The sequence below is a fragment of the Pseudoduganella sp. genome (genome assembly GCF_041914865.1).
Taxonomy (GTDB): Bacteria; Pseudomonadota; Gammaproteobacteria; order Burkholderiales; family Burkholderiaceae_D; genus Rugamonas.
Window position 1 is genome coordinate 1 of sequence record NZ_JAYSCO010000067.1, and the last position, 17,024, is coordinate 17,024.

Sequence of the window (17,024 nt, forward strand, 5' to 3'; positions counted from 1 at the left end):
TCATTGATCGGAATACGGATCTTGCCGCACGGGGAAGTCATCGCCTTCGACTTCAAGCCGGTCAGCTTGCCCTCGATGTCGAAGTAGCGCACCTCGCGGAAGTTGAACAGGCGCTCATAAAAATCCGCCCACTCCTTCATGCGGCCACGGTGCACATTGTGGGTCAGGTGGTCGATATAGGTCAGGCCATTGCCGACCGGGTTCGGGTTCGCGCCCTCGATGGCCACGAAGTCCGCATCGTAAATCGAGATATCGCCGATCGCGCCGGTCGGCTTGCCGTCCGCCGAATTCTTGCCGCGCCAGCGGTCCACCAGGTACAGCAGGGAGTCGCCCACGCCCTTGATGGCCGGGATATTCAGCTCCATCGGGCCGGTTTTGTTGTCAAAACCCCACGCGCCCAGTTCCAGCGCGCGCTGGTATGCAAAGGCCGCGTCGTTGACGCGGATCGCAATCGCGCACACGGACGGGCCGTGCTGGCGCGCAAAGCGCTGGGCGAAGGAATCTTGCTCAGCGTTAATAATGAAGTTGATATCGCCCTGGCGGTACAGGGTCACGTCCTTGTGGCGGTGACGGGCGATGGCGGTGAAGCCCATGTTTTCAAACAGCTTGCCCAGGGCTTTGGGATCGGGTGCGGCGAACTCGACGAATTCAAAACCGTCGGTGCCCATTGGGTTTTCCCAGGGGGTGAATTTCATGGTGCGTCTCCCTATTAGAATTGCGCACAGTATAGTCCCCTGACTGCGACATTAAATTGCAAACATTTCCCAGCAGCGGTCGCTTTGAGCAATAATATTGCCAGAACATCGATTCAAAGAGGAATTTATGACCAAGATTGCGCTGGATAAAACTGACCGCAAGATATTGTCGATCTTGCAAACGGACGGCCGTCTGTCCAACCAGGATGTCGCAGAGCAAGTCAACCTGTCGCCCTCCCCTTGCCTGCGCCGCATCAAGCGCCTGGAAGAGGAAGGCGTGATCCGCCAGTACGTGGCCCTGCTCGATCCGGACAAGATCGGCCTCGGCCTGCTGGCCTACGTCAACGTGCGGCTGGAAAAGCACAGCGACGCCGCCGCCCACAGCAACGCGCGCGCCCTCGGCGTGAACCCGACCGGCACCTCGCCGCGCGCCGACTTCGCGGTGGCAGTGGAGCAGTGGCCGGAAGTGGTGGCCTGCTACGCCATGACCGGCGAAATGGACTACCTGCTGCGCGTGCACGTGGAAGACATGGACCACTTCTCGCGCTTCATGATGGCCACCCTCCTGCGCCACCCGGCCGTGCTGGACGTCAAATCCTCCTTCGCCCTGCAGCGCATCAAGGACACCACCGCCCTGCCGCTGGTGTAAAAACTCGTGACCAATGGCGCGCCAGGCGATGCCCCCCAACTCCCTCTCTTCGAAGATGGCGGGGCTACGCCAGGCAGCGTGAACACTAAGTTCAGCGACTTCGTCGTTTACGTCGATGAAAGTGGCGATCACGGAATGGCGACTATTGACGCCAACTATCCGGTCTTCGTACTCTCATTTTGCGTATTTCACAAACGCTACTACAGCGAAAAAGTCGTCCCCGCACTCGAAAAGTTCAAGTTCAATCACTTTGGCCATGACTTGGTCGTGCTGCACGAACACGAGATACGCAAGGAAATGGGGGCCTTCAATTGCTTTAAAAGCCGCGACGAACAGCGTCGGTTCATTGCAGATTTGACCAACTTGATCGATGCCAGCAATTTCATCCTGATCAGCTGCGTAATCGATAAGCGCCGATTGCAGGCAGCTGATAATTTACCGCCGAATCCCTACCATATCGCGTTGGGCTTCTGCCTTGAAACCCTTTTCCAATTGCTACAGGAGAAGCAGCAGGTCCATGCAACTACGCATGTACTTGTAGAGTGTCGCGGCAAGAAAGAAGACTCCGACCTGGAGCTTGAGTTTCGGCGAATCTGTGGTGGTTCCAACCGTTTAGGAAGCCCTTTTCCTTTCGACATCGTATTTGCCGACAAAAAGGTCAATTCTGCTGGCCGCCAGTTGGCAGACCTCGTGGCGCGGCCGATAGGATTAAGCGTAGTGCGGCCAACACAGGAAAACCGGGCGTTTGAAGTCTTGAAAAAGAAATTCTTCTGTCACGGAGGACGACCTAATGCCGGCGCCGACTATGAAGACTGGGGATTGAAAATTTTCCCCTCCCTGAAAAGCGAAAAGCCCCGGTGAACCCACCGAGGCATAGACGCCGACCGGGAACCCCCAATCCACTTATCTAAATTCTAGCACGCAAATCACGAACGCTAGGACTTGTTGGACTGCAGCGTAAAACCGATCAGGCGCGAGACCACGGCGGCCAGATACATCAGGCCGACCAGCATTTCCACGCTGGCGATGGCGCGCGCGTGCGGCGTGAGCGGGATGACGTCACCGATGCCGGTGCTCGACAGCAGCGCGAAGCTCAGGTAATTCAGTTCGGTCCAGGTGCGCGGGTCGGCCGGGTTGATGGCCGAGCCGAAGGTGCCCGGCTGCAGCGCCTGCAGCAGCACGAATACGTGGGTAAAGGCCCAGGCCAGCAAGGTGAAGGTGGCGCAGGCGGCGAACAGTTCGTCGGTGGTCGCCTCACGGTCCTCCATCATGTAGGCCACCAGGCTGAGCGCGGCGTAGAAGTAGAACAGCGCCTCCAGCGCCGACGACCATGGCAGCAGGTACGGCGCGTCGTACAGCATCTGCCAGCATAGCAAGACCACAACCGGCCCCGCGATACTGGCGCTGATCCAGGCATGGCCCGGCGTGCGGCGCACCATGCGCGTGGCCACCGCCAGCACCACAATGCCGAACAGGTTGAAAATCGTCTGCCCGCCGCGCATGCCCTCCAGGAAGGGGTAGAGCAGCATGCCCGCCAGTTGCGTCATCAGCAGCACCGCGGAAGGGTGGCGCTTGGTACTGTGCATCAAGAAAAATGGCTTCATCCGCGAAGTTTGAGGTATGGTAGAAAACGCAAGACTACTATATTAAGGAGACTTCGTAATGCAAGGTGACATCGTTTCATCGCTGCTGCTGCCGGCGGCGCTCGCGTTCATCATGTTTTCCCTCGGCCTGGGCCTGACCCCGGCCGACTTTGGCCGCATCGTCAAGCAGCCGCGCGCGCTGCTGGTCGGGGTGCTGTGCCACTTCGTGCTGCTGCCGCTGGCCTGCTTCGCCATGCTGAAGGTGGCCGGCATCGGCGGCGCCTTCGCGGTCGGCTTCATGATCCTGGCTGCCTGCCCCACCGGCACCACCTCCAACCTGCTCACCTATATCGCGCGCGGCGACGTGGCGCTGGCCCTGAGCTTCACCGCCGTGGCCAGCGTGCTGACCATCTTCACCTTGCCGCTGCTGGTCTCGTTCGCCCTCGGCCACTTCGCCGGCAGCGAGCAGGTGGTGCAGGCCCCGGTCGGGGCCATGATGAAGCAGATGGTGCTGATGCTCGGCCTGCCGGTCGCCATCGGCATGGCGCTGCGCCACCTGAAGCCGGCCTTCGGCCAGCGCATCGAAGGCGTGTGCACCAAGATCGCGTCCGTGCTGTTCATCCTGATCGTGCTGGCCGCCGTGGCCAAGAACTGGCCGCTGCTGACGGCCAACTTCACCACCCTGGCGCCGTTCGCGCTGGCCCTGAACGTGATCATGCTGGCCTGCGGCTTCGGCGTGGCCTGGCTGGCCCGCCTGTCGCGCCAGCAGTCGGTCACGCTTGGCATCGAGACCGCCATCCAGAACGGCACCCTGGCCATGGTGATCGGCAGCAGCGTGCTGCAGAACGACGCCTACGCCCTGCCCGGCGCGCTGTACGGGGTGCTGATGTATGTGAGCGGCCTGGCCTTCGCCTACGGCATGCGCTCGGTGCTTAATCGTGATCGTGCGGGCGCACCTGCGACTGTTCCAGGCGCTGGTAATCCGTAGTTGCGCGCACTTTGGCGATCGCGTTCCAGATCGCCTCGAAGCGCTTGGGGTCCTTGTCGTAAGACTTGCGCCCCACCATCAGGTGGAAGTCGAAGGTGGCGAAGGGCTGCTTCGCCAGCGCCACCTTGCCCAGGTAGCGCGGGTCGTCTTGCAGCAGGGCTTGCGCATCACGGCCCATCAACACCGCCACGTCGGCGCTGCCGGCGGCCAGCAGCTTCAGGCCGTCCTCTGCCGCTTTGGCCGTGTCGATCACGCTCTGGCCGCGCGCCTGCAGCATCTCCACAATGTAATAGCCGCGCTGCGCCACCACCATCTTGCGCGGGTTGACCAGGGTTTTGCCGTCCCAGCTGGCGCCGCTGTCGGTGCGCAGGTACAGGTCGACATGGTCGCGGTACATGGCGCGTTCAGGGTCCTGCGTGCCGTCGGCCCTGAGTGGTGGAAGGCTGAAAGTCCGACGGCGCGGGTTGTCGGAGGGGCCGATCATGCCGTCCATGACGCCGCTGCGGGTCTCTGCCTCGCAGCGCTTCCAGGGGCGTGCCACGTAATTGAACTGCTCGCCGGTCAGGCGGGCGACGCGTTTCAGGAGCTCGATATTCAGGCCGCTGCCGTCCGGCATGGTCCATGGCGCTTGCGGCACGTCCTCAAAGCAGAAGTTCAGCGGCGCCGCGCCGGCCCGCGCCGCAGCCAGGGCAAGGACTACTGCAGTTGTCAGCACGGCATGCGGCATGGCTGCCTCCGGGTTAGTCCTCCGATTTTACTCCAGGCAGCTTGTCCAGCCATTTGCTGGCTGCGCGCACGTTGGCTTTCAGGGCGTAGTCGATGGAGGCCAGTTGTTCTTCCATCGCCTCCTGCAGCACGCTGACCGGGTCGGCCGGGCCGAGCTTGAGGTAGGCGTCGGCTTCGCCGTAGTCGCGGTGGATCTCCATGCCGGCCTTTTTGGCGATGTGCATCATGGTGGCGTTGGAGGACAGGCAGTGCATGTACAAGGTGTCGACGTCGTTGTTGCGGCAGGCGATGTTGGCGCGCTCGAACATCTTGGAGCCGATACCCAGGCCGCGCGCCGACTTCAGCACGGAGACGCCGAATTCGGCCACCTGGTCCTTTTCGGTGGAGCGGTGCTTGTCGGCGTCGCGGTCGGCGAAGGCGAGGTGGCCGACGGCCACCAGCTTGAAGACGCGGTTGTAGACGCCGAACACCAGGTCGCGGTCGAAGTCGATGCTGCCGACGTAGCGCGTAATCTGCTCGTCGTTGACCGGTGTGCCAAAGCGCAGCAGCCGGTCGTGCCGTTCCAGCGCCAGGAAGTGCTTCAGCATGCGTCGCCGGTCGCGCTCGCGCAGCTCCTTGATCGGGATGGTGGGCCGGTCTTTGCCGCCGAACAGGCCGCGCAGCGGGTTGCGGAAGAAGTTAAGGCTGGTCATGGTCGTGCTCCCTGGCGCCGAGCGTGGCGCGGACGGCGTCCACCCGGGCGGCGCGCACCAGTTCGGGGATCTGCTGCGGCTGGCCGGCGGCGCGCTGGGCGATTTCGCCAGCGTTGACGGCGCGTGCCGCGTCCAGCGCCCGCGCCAGCAAGGCGCGCTGCGGCGCCAGGCCTTCGGCGGCTTCGCCAGCGGCGAGCGCGCAGCCGGCGGCGGCCAGGAACTGCGCAAAGCGGGCCGGCTTGCGATAGCCGTCGCAGCGTTCGAACAAAGCCACCATGGCGGCGGCGTCCAGCGCCAGCGCCTGGCCGACGCTGGCGTGGTCGCGCGCTGTCATCACGGCCAGGTCGCGGCATTCGGTCGGCACCTTGAGGCGCTTGCTGGCCTGCTCGACCTGCGGCAAGGGCTGGTCGTACAGCATGGCGGCAAAGCGCTCCGGCAGCGCGAGTTCGAGCGCGGCGGCGCGGTCCAGCACGGGCGCGATGGCGCTGCCGTCGCCGAGTTCGGGCAGGATATGCGACAGCGCGCCGCAATCGCGCAGCACCTGCAGCATGCGCGAAGGCTTCTGTTCCATCAGGCCACGCGCCACTTCCTGCCATACGCGCTCCGGCACCAGGGCATCCACCTCCCCTTCCCGCACCATGCGCTGCATCAGCGCATTGGTTTCGGGGGCGACGCGGAAGTCGGGGAAGCGCGCGGCGAAGCGTGCCAGGCGCAGGATGCGCACCGGGTCTTCGGCAAAGGCGTCCGACACGTGGCGGAAAATGCGGTCCTGCAGGTCGCGCTGGCCGTGGTAGGGGTCGACCAGCACGCCGTCGTCATCGCGCGCGATGGCGTTGATGGTCAGGTCGCGCCGTACCAGGTCTTCCTCCAGCGTCACGTCGCTGGAGGTGTGGAAGACAAAACCCTTGTAGCCGGGCGCGGTCTTGCGCTCGGTGCGCGCCAGCGCGTACTCCTCCTGCGTTTGCGGATGCAGGAACACGGGGAAATCCTTGCCTACCGGGCGGTAGCCGGCGCGCACCATCTCTTCCGGCGTGGCGCCCACCACCACGTGGTCGCGGTCTTTGACGGGCAAGCCAAGCAATGCATCGCGTACCGCGCCGCCCACCACGTAAGTCTTCATACCCATCAATCGTCCGGCATCTCCGCGTCGTGCAGTGGCGCGGTTTCGGTTTCGGCCAGGGCGCCGGCGATCCAGGCGTCGACGGCCGGGTGGCTGCGCATGCGCTCGCAGTAGGCCGCCAGCGCGGGCGGCAGCACCACGCCGTAGGTCTTGAAGCGGGTCACCACCGGCGCGAAGAAGGCATCGGCGATCGAGAACTCGCCGAACAGGAATTCGTTGTGGCCGAAGCGGCTCAGGCACTCTTCCCACATTTCGCTGATGCGGCCGATATCGGCCTGGGTCGCCGGGGTGCGACCCTTGCCCGGGTAGCTGCCCTTGATATTCATCGACATGGTGGTGCGCAGGCTGCTGAAGGAGCTGTGCATCTCGGCGCATACCGAGCGCGCCAGCGCGCGCGCCGCCACATCGCGCGGCCACAGCGGCTTGTCCGGGAATTGCTCGGCCAGGTATTCGCAGATGGCCAGGCTGTCCCAGATCACCATGTCGCCCGCCAGCAGCACCGGCACGCGGCCGCTGGCGCTGTACCGGGCGATATTGTTCGAGGTGTCCGGCTGGTCCAGCAGCACGCGCACTTCGGTGAACGGGATGTTGAAGGCCTTCATGGCCACCCACGGGCGCATCGACCACGAGGAGTAGTTCTTGTTGCCGATCACCAGCGTCAGGCCGGGTTCGCGCGCGGCGGCCAGGGTTTCTGCGAGTTTCGGGTCGAGTTCGGTGGTGTGCATGGCTTCCTTCGGTCTCCTCTATCGTGCGCCGTAAGTGGCTTCCTGTTGTTCCTGTTCGGTATAGCCTTTCGGCGTGATGGCGCCGCCCAGGCGCGCTTTGAGCGACTGCGGCTTGCCTTCGAACAGGGCTGCGTAATAGGTGGCGTTGACCATCACGTTTTTCACGTAGCCGCGCGTTTCAAAGAACGGAATCGATTCGATGAAGATGGTGCTGTCCATCGGCCTGGTCAATTGCGTGCGCCAGGAGCGCAGGCGGCCCGGCCCGGCGTTGTAGGCGGCCGTGGCCAGCACCTGCGAGCCGTCCATGCTGCCCAGCACCATGTTCATGTAGTTCGCGCCCAGCAGGATGTTGGTCTTCACGTCCGTCAGCATGCCGTGCACGAAGTCGGACAGGCCGATCTTGCGCGCCACCCAGCGGCCGGTGGAAGGCATCACCTGCATCAGGCCGGAGGCGCCGGCCGACGACTGGGCATCCATGACGAAGCGCGATTCCTGCCGGATCAGGCCATACACCCAGGCCCGGTCCAGTCCCAGGGTGCTGGTGGTGGGCTGCATGATATCGTCGTGCGGCACCGGGTAGCGGTGCGTGTAGTCGGCCTGCACCCGCGTCTTCTCGGAGGTGTACACCATGCGGTCCAGCACATGCTTCTCGCGCGCGAACTCGGCGGCGGCGATCAGTTCGCGCTCGCCCAGGTGGCGCGTCTCCCAGTTCCACTCGCGCGTGCCCTCGAAGCGCAGGCGCATCTCGAAGAACTTGAGGGCGCGCTGCAGGCCGGGGTTGGCGGCGATGGCGGCCATTTCGGCCGGCGTCGGCGGCGCGCCCGGCGGCGGGATGGTGACCAGCTGGCCCAGTTCCTCCGCAGCCAGGATGCCGTAGTAGCTGGACTGGTCGGCAATGCTGCGGTAGGCCGCCAGCACTTCCGGCGTGTTGTGGCCCGCTTCGGCGGCGCTGGCGCGCGCATTCCAGTAGACCCAGGTCGGGTCCTTGCGCAGATGCTGCGGCATGGCGGCGATGGTGGCCTTGACGGTTTTCCAGTCGCGCTCACGCAGCGCAATGCGGGTTTTCCATTGCATCTGGTCGTTGGTCAGCGGGGCGCCGGCCGACTTGGCCCAGAATGCCGCCGTTTCCGGCGCCACCGAATAACCGGCCACCAGCGCCAGGTTGGCCCAGCCGATGGCGCGCTCCTGCGGCGTCAGTTTCGGCTCGGCTTTCTCCAGCGCCATCCGGGCGATCTTCATGCTGGTGCGGGCGGCGCGGCCCACCGCCACCAGGAAGATTTCATGGTCTGCGCGTGTGACGCCGGGGCCTTTGGCCAGCGCCAGCGTCGGCAGGTCGACCGCCTGGCCTATTTTCTTGTCCGAGCCGTTGAGCAGGATGATGGTGCGCTTGGCGGGACCGGTGGCATTGGTCTCGCCGGCCAGGCGCACCTGGTGCCACAGGTCTTCCTGCGTGAACTGGCCGGTCTGCGCCAGCGATGCGATCAGGGCGCCGCAGCCTTCGCCGTAGTACGGCGGGTAGACCAGCAGCACGCGCGCTTCGGCGGCGACATTCTGGCCCTTGGTCAGCCTGGACAGCAGGTTGTAGCACTTGACCTGGGTATCGTCCTGCAGCACGAACTGCGGGAACAACTCGTCGAAGGTGCTCCATTCGCGCTTGCGGCCCAGCTCCAGCAGCCAGTCGTTGCGCATGCGGTCGGCGATGGCGCTGCCTTCGTACTTTTTCAGGAAGGCGCGCACTTCGGCGTTCGACGCCTCCTTGAAGCGTGCTTTCAGGCGGTAGTAGTCGACGTAGGAGGGAATCGAGTAATCGGCAAGGCGCGCGGCGTAGAACTCCGCCTTGGCGGCGTCGTCGCGCCGCACGGCATCGCGCAGCAGGAGGAATGCATCATCTTCCTTGCGGCTGTCGCTTGCGTTATCCTGCGCGCAGGCCAGTGGCGAGGCGGCGCATGCTGCGACCATCAATGCGCCGGCTATCCATTTCGAGGTGGAAATCAATGTACGACTCTCAAGGTAATTCACGATATGACCAGCACAACTAGCATACCATGCAACCCCGACGGCCAGCCAGCCTCCGGCAAGGCGGAATTACGCCGGCATATGCTTTCCGTACGCCGTGCGCTGGCGCCGGAAACACGCGCGCAGTGGGACCGGGAAATTGGTGCGAAAGTGGTGCAGTGGTGGCGTGAAACAGGTGTTGGCACGGTCGGCGTGTACTGGCCTTTGCGCGATGAGCCAAACTTGCATGCCTGTTATGCGGAGCTGGCGCAATTGGGGGTGAAACTGCTGCTGCCGGTGGTGCTGGAAAAGCATGCGCCGCTGGCGTTCGCGGAGTGGCAGATCGGCGAGCCGATGGTGAAGGATAAGATGGGGGTGGCGGTGCCGGCCATGCTGCGCCTGGTGGCGGAGTATCCGCCGGCGCTGATCGTGCCTTGCCTGGGGTATAACCTGCAGGGCTATCGGCTGGGGTATGGCGGGGGATTTTATGACCGCACGCTGGCGCGCGAACCGCGGCCGGCGACAGTGGGGGTGGCGTATCGCTGCCTGGTCGCTGAATTCGGCAGCGATGGGCATGATGTGGCGCTGGATCGGATTATTACGGAGGACTGATACCCCGGTAAACCAGGGTCAGACCCAAGGGTCAGACCCGAAGCCGCAGGTCGCCGCCCAGACGGTGTCAGACCCTTGGGTCTGACACTGATTTGCCGGGTTAGACCAGGCGCTGCCACAAGGCCGTCGTGGCGACAGCCTGGTTCATCGAGTAGAAGTGCAAGCCCGGGGCACCGCCGGCCAGCAGCCGCTCGCACAAGGCCGACACGACATCCAGCCCAAAGGCCTTGATCGATGCGGAATCATCGCCGAACGAGGCCAGTTTCAGGCGCACCCAGCGCGGGATCTCGGCGCCGCACATATCCGAGAAGCGCATCAGCTGCGTGTAATTGGTGATCGGCATAATGCCCGGCACGATCGGCACTTCCACGCCCGCCTTCTGCGCCGCATCCACGAAGTGGAAATAGGCGTCGGCATTGTAGAAGTACTGGGTGATCGCGGCATTGGCGCCCGCCTTCACCTTGCGCACGAAGGCGTTCATATCGTCCTGCGACGAACGCGCCTGCGGGTGCACTTCGGGATAGGCCGCCACTTCGATATGGAACCAGTCGCCCGTTTCGGCGCGCACGAACTCCACCAGCTCGTTGGCGTAGCGGAACTCGCCCGACATGCCGTAGCCGGAAGGCAGGTCGCCGCGCAGCGCCACCAGGCGCTTGATGCCGTGCGACTTGTACTGCTGCAGGATGGCGCGGATCGATTCGCGCGTGCCGCCCACGCAGGACAGGTGCGGCGCGGCTTCTTCGCCGGCGGCCATGATCTCCAGCACGGTGTCCAGGGTGCCTTGCTGGGTGGTGCCGCCGGCGCCGAACGTCACGGAGAAGTACTTGGGGTGCAGCTCGGACAGTTTGGCGCGCGTGGCGCGCAGCTTTTCCGCCCCTTCCGCCGTCTTGGGCGGGAAGAACTCGATACTGAAATTATGGTTAGCCATCTTTGTCTTTCAACAGGAGGGTAGACAAGGCCCAGGAGATCACGCTGTACAGCAGCGCGCCGAGGATGGCATAGCCGAAGCTGTCGACATGGAAGCCGTCCACCACTTTCGCCACCAGCCAGAACATGAAGCCGTTGATGACGAAGATGAACAGGCCGAGCGACAGCACAGTGACCGGCAATGTCAGCAACAGCAGCAGCGGGCGCACCAGGGTGTTGACCAGGCCAAGCACGAGGGCAGCAACCAACGCGGCACCGATGCTTGTGACATCGACGGAATGCATCAGGTATGGCACCGCCAGCAGGGCGGCGGCATTGATTATCCAGGTCAGGACTAAACGCATGGGTGTGTGCTCGATTTGTTAACCCGGCAAATCCGGGTCAGACCCAAGGGTCTGACCCAGCCATTACCGGTGCCGCAGACAGGGTCAGACGGGACGGCCATCCGGCTTGGGTCTGACCCGGGTTTACAGGGTTTTAGTAACGGTAGTGCTCAGGCTTGTAAGGGCCTTCGACTTTCACGTTGATGTAGGCCGCCTGCTCTTCGGTCAGGACGGTCAGCTGCGCGTTCAGCTTCTTCAGCTGCAGGCGGGCGACCTTCTCGTCCAGGTGCTTCGGCAGGGTGTACACGCCGACCGGGTAGGCCTTGGTGTTGGCGAACAGCTCGATCTGCGCGATGGTCTGGTTGGCGAACGAGGACGACATCACGTACGACGGGTGGCCGGTGCCGCAACCCAGGTTCACCAGGCGGCCTTCCGCCAGCAGGATGATGCGCTTGCCGTCCGGGAAGATCACGTGGTCCACCTGCGGCTTGATGTTCTCCCACTGGTACTTCTTCAGCGCGGCGACGTCGATCTCGTTGTCGAAGTGGCCGATGTTGCAGACGATGGCCTGGTCCTTCATCTTCGCCATGTGGTCGTGGGTGATCACATGGTAGTTGCCGGTGGCGGTGACGAAGATGTCGGCCTTGTCGGCGGCGTAGTCCATCGTGACCACACGGTAGCCTTCCATCGCCGCCTGCAGCGCGCAGATCGGGTCGACCTCGGTGACCCACACCTGGGCCGACAGCGCGCGCAGCGCCTGCGCCGAGCCCTTGCCCACGTCGCCGTAGCCGGCCACCACGGCGATCTTGCCGGCTACCATCACGTCGGTAGCGCGCTTGATGCCGTCCACCAGCGATTCGCGGCAGCCGTACAGGTTGTCGAACTTGGACTTGGTGACGGAGTCGTTCACGTTAATCGCCGGGAAGGCCAGCTTGCCTTCCTTGTGCATCTGGTACAGGCGGTGCACGCCGGTGGTGGTCTCTTCGGTCACGCCCAGGATGTGCGGCAGGCGCTTGGAGTACCACTGCGGGTCTTTCGCGAGGTGGGCCTTGATCGAGTTGAACAGGCAGATCTCTTCTTCCGAGCCCGGCTTGGCCAGCACCGAGATGTCCTTCTCGGCGCGCGCGCCCAGGTGCAGCAGCAGGGTGGCGTCGCCGCCGTCGTCCAGGATCATGTTGGAGTACACGCCTTCACCCGGCCATTCGAAGATGCGGTGGGTGTAGTCCCAGTATTCGTCCAGGGTTTCGCCTTTGACGGCGAACACCGGGGTGCCGGCGGCGGCGATGGCGGCGGCGGCGTGGTCCTGGGTCGAGTAGATGTTGCAGGAGGCCCAGCGCACTTGCGCGCCCAGCGCTTCCAGGGTGCGGATCAGCACCGCGGTCTGGATGGTCATGTGCAGCGAGCCGGTGATGCGGGCGCCTTTCAGCGGCTGCGCGGCAGCGAATTCTTCACGGATGGCCATCAGGCCAGGCATTTCCGTTTCGGCGATCTTGATCTCTTTTTCGCCCCATGCGGCCAGGCCGATGTCAGCGATGATGTAGTCTTGGGAGTCTTTGAGTACGGCGTTCATCACGCCCTCCTTTCAGTGTGTTGAAAAAAGTAACGTGAGCGCGGTGTTGATGTTCCGAGCCTGGCCAGGCTGGCTGGTCGCAGCGCTCCTCGGAGAAGGGGAAATTGTATCACTGTGCGGGCCACCCCGGTAAACCTGGGTACGACCCAAGGGTCGGACCCAGTCGGCGGCACATGCAGTGGAGGGGTCTGACCCTTGGGTCAGACCCAGGTTTGCCGGGTTTACAGGCCCGCAGCAGCGCGCAGGATCGCAGCCTTGTCGGTACGCTCCCAGCTGAACTCCGGCTCTTCGCGGCCGAAGTGGCCGTAAGCGGCGGTCTTGGCGTAGATCGGGCGCAGCAGGTCCAGCATCTGCACGATGCCTTTCGGGCGCAGGTCGAAGTGTTCCTGCACCAGCTGGGCAATCTTCTCATCCGAAATCACGCCGGTGCCTTCGGTGTACACGGTGATGTTAATCGGGCGTGCCACGCCGATCGCGTACGACACCTGCACCTGGCACTGGCGCGCCAGGCCGGCCGCCACCACGTTCTTGGCCACGTAACGCGCAGCGTAGGCGGCGGAACGGTCAACCTTCGAAGGGTCCTTGCCGGAGAACGCGCCGCCGCCGTGCGGGGCTGCGCCGCCGTAGGTGTCGACGATGATCTTGCGGCCGGTCAGGCCGCAGTCGCCCTGCGGGCCGCCGATGACGAAACGGCCGGTCGGGTTGACCAGGAATTTGGTGTCCTTGATCCACTCGGTCGGCAGCACCGGCTTGATGATCTCTTCGATCACCGCTTCTTCGATCTGCGAGTGGCTCATTTCCGGCGCGTGCTGGGTCGACAGCACCACGGTGTCGACCGACACCGGGCGGCCATCGACGTAGCGCAGGGTCACCTGCGACTTGGCGTCAGGACGCAGCCATGGCAGGCGGCCATCCTTGCGCAGCTGCGACTGGCGCTCGACCAGGCGGTGCGAGTAGTAGATCGGCGCTGGCATCAGTTCCGGGGTCTCGTCGCAGGCGTAGCCGAACATCAGGCCCTGGTCGCCGGCACCCTGGTCCAGGTCGATGCCGGCACCTTCGTCGACGCCCTGGGCGATGTCCGGCGACTGCTTGTCGTAAGCAACCAGCACGGCGCAACCCTTGTAATCGATACCGTATTCGGTGTTGTCGTAGCCGATACGCTTGATGGTATCGCGGGCGACTTGAATATAATCCACGTTGGCGAACGTGGTGATTTCACCTGCCAGCACGACCAGGCCGGTATTGCACAGGGTTTCCGCAGCGACGCGGGCGCGCGGGTCCTGGGCCAGGATAGCGTCGAGGATCGAGTCGGAAATCTGGTCGGCAACCTTGTCTGGGTGGCCTTCCGACACGGATTCAGAGGTGAAAAGGAAATCGTTGGACATCGCAAGCTCCTACTTTGGTTCTAGAAAAATGTTGTCGCAAAACCAACGCAGCTTGCGACGCTTTAGCGACTTTTATATCCCGCTTCGCAAGTTGTCTGTTAACTCAGCGGCTGCTACTAACGTGGTATTTTACGCTTCTTAAAAAATTTTTGTGCAGAGCAACGTATAAATTGCTCTTGTAAACTTATAAATGCTGTTAAGAATATTCCGCTTTTTCTCGGTTTTCCCCTTGCCAATTTTACACGCCCTGGGTGTCGGGCTGGGTTGGCTGGTCTACCTGCTGTCCCCCTCGTACCGCCGCCGCATGCGCGACAATATGCGCCAGGCCGGCTTCGGCGCCCACCTCGGCGCCGCGGTCGGTGAAGCCGGCAAGGCCATCGCCGAACTGCCCTTCATCTGGTGCGCCGACCCGCAGCGCGTCACGCAGCGCGCTACCGTGGAAAACTGGGAACTGGTGCAACAATACCTCGACCAGGGAAAAGGCATCGTCTTCCTGACCCCGCACCTGGGCTGCTTTGAGATCACCGCCCAGGAAATCGCCCACCGCACCGAGCTGATGGTGATGTACCGTCCGCCGCGCAAGGAGGCGATGAAGCCGCTGATCGAAGGCGCCCGCGCGCGCAAGAACCTGCTGCTGGCGCCGGCCAATATGGGCGGCGTGCGCATGCTGGCCAAGTTCCTGAAAAAAGGCCAGCCGATCGGCCTGCTGCCCGACCAGGTGCCGCAGGAAGGCGAAGGCGTCTGGGCCGATTTCTTCGGCCGCAGCGCCTACACCATGACCCTGCCGGCCAAAATGGCCCAGCTGGGCGATGCCGTAGTCCTGATCGTGTATGCCGAACGCCTGCCGGGCGGCAAGGGCTATGTGGTGCGCTTCGTGCCGTTTGAGGGTTCGCTGGAAGGCGACACGGCGGCCCAGGCGCGCGCCATCAACCGCGAAATGGAAAAGCTGATCGCGCGCTGCCCGGCCCAGTATTACTGGAGCTACAACCGCTACAAGGTGCCGGCCGGCGTGGCCGCGCCGGGCGCGCAGGAGGCCGCATGAAATTCCTGCTTGGTTTTATGTGGCTGCTGCACTGGCTGCCGTTGCCGGTGCTGGGGCGCATCGGCAAAGCGGTCGGCAGCCTGCTCTTCATTGTGATGGGGCCGCGCCGCGAGATCGCCCTCACCAACCTGCGCCTGACCATGCCCGAACTCAGCGAGCAGCAGCGGCGCGACCTGGCGCGCCAGCATTTCCAGGCCTACTCGCGCAGCGTGCTGGAACGCTCAATCCTGTGGTGGGCGCCGGAAGCGCGCCTGCGCAAGCTGATCCAGGTGGAAACCAGCGCCGGCATGCCGCCCGGGCAGATCCCGGTGGCCGCCATGACCGAGAAGCCGACCATCCTGCTGTGCCCGCACTTTGTCTGCCTTGACGTGGGCGGCGCCGCCATCGCGATGGAAGCATCGGCCTCGTCGATGTATGTGGCGCAGAAAAACAAGACCTTCGATGAAGTGCTGCGCATGGGCCGCGCGCGCTTCAAGCCGGTCAAGCTGTTCACGCGCCAGGACGGCATCAAGCCCATCCTGCGTGCGCTGAAAGAAAAGCTGCCCTACTTCATGCTGCCGGACATGGACTTTGGCGACAAGGATGCCGAATTCGTGCCCTTCTTCGGCGTACCTGCCGCCACCCTGACGGCTACTGCACGCATCGCGGCGGCGACCGGCGGCCAGGTCATGCCCGTGATTGCCACCTTCCTGCCCGATTACGCGGGCTATCGTGTCAAGTTTTATCCGGTGTGGGAGAATTACCCCGGCACCGATATGGTGGCGGCCACCCGCCGCATGAATGAATTTATTGAAGAACGCGTCAAGGAAGCGCCGGCCGAATACTTCTGGACCCACAAGCGCTTCAAGACCCGCCCGGAAGGCGAACCTTCCTTCTACTCAAACAAACGATGAAACTGAAATTCACCAAGATGCACGGCGCCGGCAATGACTTCGTGGTCATCGACGCCATCAACCAGCAAATCGACTTCACGCCGGCCCAGTGGCAGGCGCTGGCCGACCGCCGCTTTGGCGTGGGTGCCGACCAGATGCTGGTGGTGGAAAAGTCCAGCGTGCCGGGCTGCGATTTCCGTTACCGCATCTTCAACAACGATGGGGGCGAAGTGGAACAATGCGGCAATGGTTCGCGCGCCTTCGTCAAATTCGTGGTGGAAAAGGGTCTGACGTCGGCGCGCCAGATCACGGTGGAAACCCTGGCCGGCATCATCTCGCCGCGCCTGGAGGACGATGGCAGCGTCACGGTCGACATGGGCGCGCCGGTGCTGGAGCCGGCCCTGGTGCCGTTCGATGCAGAAGGCCTGGCGGGCCAGCCGGAAGGGCGCGAAACGCTGTGGCCGCTGGTGCTGGAACTGGGCGGCCAGCGCGAGACGGTGCAAGTGTCGGTGGTGTCGATGGGCAACCCGCACGCGGTGCAGGTGGTGGCCGATGTGAATACGGCGCCGGTTGAGCTGATGGGGCCGCTGATCGAACATCATCCGCGCTTCCCGCGCCGGGTCAATGCCGGCTTCATGCAGCTGCTTGACCGCCGCCACATCAAGTTGCGCGTGTTTGAGCGCGGCGCTGGGGAAACCCTGGCTTGCGGCACCGGCGCCTGCGCGGCGGTGGTGGCGGGGATCCGCCGCGGCTTGCTCGATTCGCCGGTGCGCGTCGATGCACGCGGCGGGCAGCTGTCGATTGCGTGGGCGGGCGAGGGGCAGCCGGTTTACCTGACGGGGCCGGCGGTGACGGTGTTTGAGGGTGAGATTACGATCTGACCCCGGTAAACCAGGGTCTGACCCGCAGGGTCAGACCCTCTCTAGGCGGCCGCCTCGGGCCGGAAGGGGGAGGCCGTTGACGTTCGGCGTAGGTCCACGGCGCACAACCAGAAGCCGTGGGCGCGAGACCGTCGGGGGGGGGGGGGCGGGGGGGGGGAGGCCCCGGGGGCCGGGGTGGGGGGTGCGGCCCGCCCCCCCCCCCCCCCCCCCCCGAACGCGGGGGCAGCCCGCTGGGGGGG

General features: G+C 64.0%; 18 protein-coding genes and 1 riboswitch. Of the genes, 7 read left to right on the plus strand and 11 right to left on the minus strand.

Annotated elements, in window-relative coordinates; translation table 11 throughout:
* A partial coding sequence (locus ACE3TQ_RS22875) for a 4-hydroxyphenylpyruvate dioxygenase family protein (protein ID WP_374585338.1) occupies window positions 1-695 on the minus strand: 695 nt, incomplete at its 3' end.
* A 127-nt stretch (window positions 696-822) separates the two neighbouring features.
* Here ACE3TQ_RS22875 and ACE3TQ_RS22880 point away from each other — a divergent pair.
* Both ACE3TQ_RS22880 and ACE3TQ_RS22885 read left to right on the plus strand, forming a co-directional pair.
* Window positions 823-1,344 carry an Lrp/AsnC family transcriptional regulator gene (locus ACE3TQ_RS22880; protein WP_028103119.1) on the plus strand — a complete coding sequence of 174 codons (522 nt, stop codon included), beginning with the start codon at window positions 823-825 and terminating at the stop codon, window positions 1,342-1,344.
* A gap of 6 nt (window positions 1,345-1,350) precedes the next feature.
* Window positions 1,351-2,205 (plus strand): DUF3800 domain-containing protein, encoded by an 855-nt coding sequence (locus tag ACE3TQ_RS22885; protein ID WP_374585342.1) that lies wholly within the window; start codon window positions 1,351-1,353, stop codon window positions 2,203-2,205.
* Window positions 2,206-2,279: 74 nt separating this feature from the next.
* Here the strand turns inward: ACE3TQ_RS22885 and ACE3TQ_RS22890 are convergent, their stop codons facing one another.
* On the minus strand, window positions 2,280-2,930 hold the full coding sequence (locus ACE3TQ_RS22890; RefSeq protein ID WP_374585344.1) for an ion channel: 651 nt from the start codon (window positions 2,928-2,930) through the stop codon (window positions 2,280-2,282).
* A gap of 76 nt (window positions 2,931-3,006) precedes the next feature.
* On the opposite strand from ACE3TQ_RS22890, the gene ACE3TQ_RS22895 reads away from it, so the two are divergent.
* A complete protein-coding gene (locus ACE3TQ_RS22895) occupies window positions 3,007-3,915 on the plus strand; it encodes a bile acid:sodium symporter family protein (RefSeq protein ID WP_374585346.1) in 909 nt (302 codons plus the stop codon).
* On the opposite strand, the gene ACE3TQ_RS22900 is transcribed toward ACE3TQ_RS22895, so the two are convergent.
* From ACE3TQ_RS22900 to ACE3TQ_RS22920, 5 genes are read right to left on the minus strand one after another with little or no spacing between them, the layout of a single operon-like run.
* Complete coding sequence (locus tag ACE3TQ_RS22900; protein ID WP_374585347.1) at window positions 3,860-4,642, minus strand: substrate-binding periplasmic protein; 783 nt, start codon at window positions 4,640-4,642, stop codon at window positions 3,860-3,862. The genes ACE3TQ_RS22895 and ACE3TQ_RS22900 overlap by 56 nt on opposite strands.
* A gap of 13 nt (window positions 4,643-4,655) precedes the next feature.
* Entirely contained in the window at window positions 4,656-5,333 is a 678-nt protein-coding gene (locus tag ACE3TQ_RS22905) for a GNAT family N-acetyltransferase (protein ID WP_374585349.1), read from the minus strand.
* Window positions 5,320-6,453 carry a multifunctional CCA tRNA nucleotidyl transferase/2'3'-cyclic phosphodiesterase/2'nucleotidase/phosphatase gene (locus tag ACE3TQ_RS22910; protein WP_374585395.1) on the minus strand — a complete coding sequence of 378 codons (1,134 nt, stop codon included), beginning with the start codon at window positions 6,451-6,453 and terminating at the stop codon, window positions 5,320-5,322. The genes ACE3TQ_RS22905 and ACE3TQ_RS22910 overlap by 14 nt, the downstream gene beginning before the upstream one ends.
* Before the next feature lie 5 nt (window positions 6,454-6,458).
* Complete coding sequence (locus ACE3TQ_RS22915; RefSeq protein WP_374585351.1) at window positions 6,459-7,178, minus strand: glutathione S-transferase family protein; 720 nt, start codon at window positions 7,176-7,178, stop codon at window positions 6,459-6,461.
* 18 nt (window positions 7,179-7,196) lie between these two features.
* Window positions 7,197-9,137 (minus strand): transglycosylase SLT domain-containing protein, encoded by a 1,941-nt coding sequence (locus ACE3TQ_RS22920; protein ID WP_374585353.1) that lies wholly within the window; start codon window positions 9,135-9,137, stop codon window positions 7,197-7,199.
* Window positions 9,138-9,275: 138 nt separating this feature from the next.
* Here ACE3TQ_RS22920 and ACE3TQ_RS22925 point away from each other — a divergent pair, with 138 nt between their 5' ends.
* Window positions 9,276-9,785: a 5-formyltetrahydrofolate cyclo-ligase gene (locus tag ACE3TQ_RS22925; RefSeq protein WP_374585355.1), complete on the plus strand. Its 510-nt coding sequence runs from the start codon at window positions 9,276-9,278 to the stop codon at window positions 9,783-9,785.
* A gap of 100 nt (window positions 9,786-9,885) precedes the next feature.
* Here the strand turns inward: ACE3TQ_RS22925 and metF are convergent, their stop codons facing one another.
* From metF to metK, 4 genes are all read right to left on the minus strand, one after another.
* Complete coding sequence (metF, locus tag ACE3TQ_RS22930; protein ID WP_374585358.1) at window positions 9,886-10,713, minus strand: methylenetetrahydrofolate reductase [NAD(P)H]; 828 nt, start codon at window positions 10,711-10,713, stop codon at window positions 9,886-9,888.
* Window positions 10,706-11,056: a phage holin family protein gene (locus tag ACE3TQ_RS22935; RefSeq protein ID WP_374585360.1), complete on the minus strand. Its 351-nt coding sequence runs from the start codon at window positions 11,054-11,056 to the stop codon at window positions 10,706-10,708. Before ACE3TQ_RS22935 ends, metF begins: the two co-directional genes overlap by 8 nt.
* A 133-nt stretch (window positions 11,057-11,189) precedes the next feature.
* Window positions 11,190-12,605, minus strand: coding sequence for an adenosylhomocysteinase (ahcY, locus tag ACE3TQ_RS22940; protein ID WP_374585362.1), 1,416 nt, complete (start codon window positions 12,603-12,605; stop codon window positions 11,190-11,192).
* Window positions 12,606-12,636: 31 nt separating this feature from the next.
* Window positions 12,637-12,700, minus strand: a riboswitch (S-adenosyl-L-homocysteine riboswitch).
* Window positions 12,701-12,826: 126 nt separating this feature from the next.
* Window positions 12,827-13,990, minus strand: coding sequence for a methionine adenosyltransferase (gene metK, locus ACE3TQ_RS22945; protein WP_374585364.1), 1,164 nt, complete (start codon window positions 13,988-13,990; stop codon window positions 12,827-12,829).
* Between the two features lie 190 nt (window positions 13,991-14,180).
* Here metK and ACE3TQ_RS22950 point away from each other — a divergent pair, with 190 nt between their 5' ends.
* Genes ACE3TQ_RS22950 through dapF form a run of 3 tightly spaced genes read left to right on the plus strand, consistent with a single transcriptional unit; the run spans window position 14,181 to window position 16,785 of the window.
* On the plus strand, window positions 14,181-15,032 hold the full coding sequence (locus tag ACE3TQ_RS22950; protein ID WP_374585366.1) for a lysophospholipid acyltransferase family protein: 852 nt from the start codon (window positions 14,181-14,183) through the stop codon (window positions 15,030-15,032).
* Window positions 15,029-15,925: a lipid A biosynthesis acyltransferase gene (locus ACE3TQ_RS22955; RefSeq protein ID WP_374585368.1), complete on the plus strand. Its 897-nt coding sequence runs from the start codon at window positions 15,029-15,031 to the stop codon at window positions 15,923-15,925. Before ACE3TQ_RS22950 ends, ACE3TQ_RS22955 begins: the two co-directional genes overlap by 4 nt.
* The gene (gene dapF, locus ACE3TQ_RS22960) at window positions 15,922-16,785 is read left to right on the plus strand and encodes a diaminopimelate epimerase (RefSeq protein WP_374585370.1); all 864 of its coding nucleotides are present in this window, start codon (window positions 15,922-15,924) and stop codon (window positions 16,783-16,785) included. Before ACE3TQ_RS22955 ends, dapF begins: the two co-directional genes overlap by 4 nt.
* Window positions 16,786-17,024 lie beyond the last annotated feature (239 nt).

Bases quoted from the DNA above. Each gene is read 5' to 3' on its own strand.
- ACE3TQ_RS22890 (WP_374585344.1), bottom strand. From the start codon at position 2,930: ATGCACAGTACCAAGCGCCACCCTTCCGCGGTGCTGCTGATGACGCAA.
- ACE3TQ_RS22920 (WP_374585353.1), bottom strand. From the start codon at position 9,137: ATGGTCGCAGCATGCGCCGCCTCGCCACTGGCCTGCGCGCAGGATAAC.
- ACE3TQ_RS22905 (WP_374585349.1), bottom strand. From the start codon at position 5,333: ATGACCAGCCTTAACTTCTTCCGCAACCCGCTGCGCGGCCTGTTCGGC.
- ACE3TQ_RS22915 (WP_374585351.1), bottom strand. From the start codon at position 7,178: ATGCACACCACCGAACTCGACCCGAAACTCGCAGAAACCCTGGCCGCC.
- metF (WP_374585358.1), bottom strand. From the start codon at position 10,713: ATGGCTAACCATAATTTCAGTATCGAGTTCTTCCCGCCCAAGACGGCG.
- ACE3TQ_RS22950 (WP_374585366.1), top strand. From the start codon at position 14,181: ATGCTGTTAAGAATATTCCGCTTTTTCTCGGTTTTCCCCTTGCCAATT.
- dapF (WP_374585370.1), top strand. From the start codon at position 15,922: ATGAAACTGAAATTCACCAAGATGCACGGCGCCGGCAATGACTTCGTG.
- metK (WP_374585364.1), bottom strand. From the start codon at position 13,990: ATGTCCAACGATTTCCTTTTCACCTCTGAATCCGTGTCGGAAGGCCAC.
- ACE3TQ_RS22935 (WP_374585360.1), bottom strand. From the start codon at position 11,056: ATGCGTTTAGTCCTGACCTGGATAATCAATGCCGCCGCCCTGCTGGCG.
- ACE3TQ_RS22955 (WP_374585368.1), top strand. From the start codon at position 15,029: ATGAAATTCCTGCTTGGTTTTATGTGGCTGCTGCACTGGCTGCCGTTG.
- ahcY (WP_374585362.1), bottom strand. From the start codon at position 12,605: ATGAACGCCGTACTCAAAGACTCCCAAGACTACATCATCGCTGACATC.
- ACE3TQ_RS22880 (WP_028103119.1), top strand. From the start codon at position 823: ATGACCAAGATTGCGCTGGATAAAACTGACCGCAAGATATTGTCGATC.
- ACE3TQ_RS22925 (WP_374585355.1), top strand. From the start codon at position 9,276: ATGCTTTCCGTACGCCGTGCGCTGGCGCCGGAAACACGCGCGCAGTGG.
- ACE3TQ_RS22900 (WP_374585347.1), bottom strand. From the start codon at position 4,642: ATGCCGCATGCCGTGCTGACAACTGCAGTAGTCCTTGCCCTGGCTGCG.
- ACE3TQ_RS22910 (WP_374585395.1), bottom strand. From the start codon at position 6,453: ATGAAGACTTACGTGGTGGGCGGCGCGGTACGCGATGCATTGCTTGGC.
- ACE3TQ_RS22895 (WP_374585346.1), top strand. From the start codon at position 3,007: ATGCAAGGTGACATCGTTTCATCGCTGCTGCTGCCGGCGGCGCTCGCG.